The sequence below is a fragment of the Protofrankia sp. Cr1 genome (assembly GCF_963555865.1).
Lineage (GTDB): Bacteria > Actinomycetota > Actinomycetes > Frankiales > Frankiaceae > Protofrankia.
The window spans coordinates 1-2,751 of record NZ_CAUVXO010000655.1 but is presented as its reverse complement, the minus strand read 5'-3'; the positions used below and the strand labels follow the sequence as shown (position 1 = coordinate 2,751).

General features: G+C 64.2%; 2 protein-coding genes. Both read right to left on the bottom strand.

Translation table 11 applies throughout. The features are described 5' to 3' along the window. A partial coding sequence (locus U9980_RS27465; RefSeq protein WP_322770585.1) for an OzmP occupies window positions 1–1,066 on the bottom strand: 1,066 nt, incomplete at its 3' end. A gap of 63 nt (window positions 1,067–1,129) precedes the next feature. Then, window positions 1,130–2,751 (bottom strand): non-ribosomal peptide synthetase (locus U9980_RS27460; RefSeq protein WP_322770584.1); only part of this gene is annotated, 1,622 nt, incomplete at its 5' end.

Genomic DNA, 2,751 nt, shown 5'->3' with positions numbered 1-2,751 from the left:
GCGCGGCATCCTGCGTGGCACCCAACTGCCCGAACAGATCGATGAGCGCTTCCTCCTGAGTGGGCCGGTTGCCATCGCCCGCGGCGATCTCGAACACGATGGAGCGCAGCCGATCCTCAAGCTCCGCGATGTCGACCGACCGGGGGAATCTTACGCTGTAAGTGGACCGGTCGTAGTCCTTGTTCCGGCTGACCGCCCGCACGTAACTCGACGCGTTCAGTTTGTAGAACATGCAGTCCCAGTTCTTGAACGAGTAGTAGTTGAGGAGCGGAAAGAGCGTGCAGTGGGTCTCGAACGGCGAGGACCGATAGAGGTCCTTCTCCTTGAGTTCCGCGACGATCCGGTCGGGGTCGTACTCGTCTCGCATGGCGACGAACGGAAATACGATCTTCGGCAGCTCGCTCTCCTGGGCGAACAACAGCGGCTCCAGCTCACCCTGAAAGTATTCAGCTGCCCCGGTCCGACCGAAGGTCTGGTAGAAGCTCTTCACGATCTTCCGGACGTTCGACTCCATCGTGAGTATCTGCTGCGGATCCGCACACAGAATGATGTACGGAATCTTGTGCCGCCACGCGTACAGAATCGCCCGGATGACAAAGAACGACCGGCACGAGACGCAGGGAAGTTTCTCGTCCAGATAATTACCCGGCTTCGCCGGCTCCGGCCGATTGAAGACCTCCCGCATCATGTCCTTTATCCGTTCGTCCTGCTCGATGACGAAGGTGGCCGGGATCCGCTCCCGGGCAAGGGCGATGTTCGCGGCCGCGTGGGTACTCTCGAAAGGCACGTCAAAGGTGTAGGAGAGCACCCGCTTGCGGTGCTCGTTCACGAACTTGTCCAGCATGTAGGTGCTGTCCTTACCACCGCTGTACATCAGGAGGCAGTCATGGTCACCCTGCTGGTTCGGCCCGCTGTTCGTGAACTCCTCGTAGACTTTTGACACGTAGGTGAAATTCTCGAACAACTCGACCGCGACATCCAGGCGGCACAGGTTGCACACACCGGCATCGTCGAGTGACACGCCAGGATGGCCGGCGTTGAGCAAGCAGACCGTGCAGCGGACCATTCCACACCTTCCTCATGGGCCAGCGGGTATGTGAACAGGGTCTTTTCGCCACCGTGCGAGCCTTCAGGTGCCGGGCGGCCGCCGGGACCTCAGTTCACCGCGCTGCTGCCTGCGCTCGGCGAGTACGGATCGATCCAGCCGCCCGGGTCGATCCGGTGCGGCCGATCGGGTAGCGGATGCGGATGCGGACAGGTACGACGCCAGTTGCCGCACCGTCGGGTAGGCGAACATGTCGACGCGGGTGAGCGACTCGGACAGCTCGGCCCGCAGCCGTATCAGAATCTCCATGAGCAGCAGTGAATTACCACCGGCGTCGAAGAAGTTCTCGTCGATTCCGACCTCCGGTACCCCGAGAACGCTCCGCCAGATGCCGGCAATTGTCGCCTCGACCTCGGTGCGGGGCGTAGCCGAACCAGCATTCCCGACCGCAGCTGCCTCGGCCGGCCGGGGCAGGGACCGGCGATCGACCTTTCCGTTTGCCGTCAGCGGCAGACTGGTGACGGTCAGGAACACGGCTGGGACCATATAGGGGGGTAGCAGCGCCCGCAGGTAGCGTCGAAGGTCGGCGGATAGCACGTCGCTGCCGTTTCCGGCCGGGACGAGGTAGGCGACCAGCATGCGGTTGCCGGGTGTGTCCTCGCGCAGGCACACCACGGCTTCGGTGATGGCATCGTGTCGACGCAGCGCGACTTCGATCTCTTCGAGCTCAATGCGATATCCATGCAGTTTGACCTGGTTGTCGACCCTGTGGCGATAGTCGAGCCGGCCGTCGGGCAGGTGGCGCACGACATCACCGGTCCGGTACATGACGGCGCTGTCGTCCGGTCTGAACGGATCGGGAATGAACCTGGCCCGCGTCACCTCCGGTTCGCCGAGGTAACCCGCGGCCACGCCGTCGCCACCGATGTAGAGCTCGCCGGGTACTCCAGGCGGCACCGGTTGCATCCACCGGTCGAGAACGTAGAACCGGGTGTTGGCGATCGGTCGCCCAATCGTGACCTGCCCGACCGTGACCTGCCCGAAGGTCCCGGGCCGGTGTCCGGACCCCGAATCCGCCACGAACCGCGTCGGCTCGACGAGGTCGACCGAGGACCAGATTGTCGTCTCGGTCGGCCCGTAGAGGTTCCATACCTTCCCGGCGCGCGCGAGCAGGCCGTCGGCGAGGTCCCGGGGTAGCGGTTCGCCTCCGCACAGGACGGTCAGGCCACGATCACCGTCCCAGCCTGCGGCGATCAGCATTCGCCAGGTGGCCGGGGTGGCCTGCATCACCGTCGGCCGGCTCCGCTCGGTCCGGCTCCCCTCGAGCCGGCTCCCCTCGAGCCGGCTCCGCAGCCCGAACCCGTCACCGGCGACATCGGCCGGCGCCACCTCGACCTGCCCACCGGTCACCAGCGGCAGCAGGAGCTCAAGATAGGCGATGTCAAAACAGACCGTGGTCACGGCCAAGAGCCGGTCATGCTCGGTGAAGCCCGGGGTACGCGCCATGGAGCACAGGAGGTTTGTCAGCGCACTGTGGCGAATCGCCACGCCCTTGGGCCGACCGGTTGATCCCGATGTGAAGATCACATAGACGCGACCATCGGGTGACGCTCGGTCATAGCTCTCCGTGCCCGCGTCATGATGACCCGTATCATCATGACCCGCGTCATCCGTCCCGCTGCCATGGGTTTCGATCATCTCCCAGC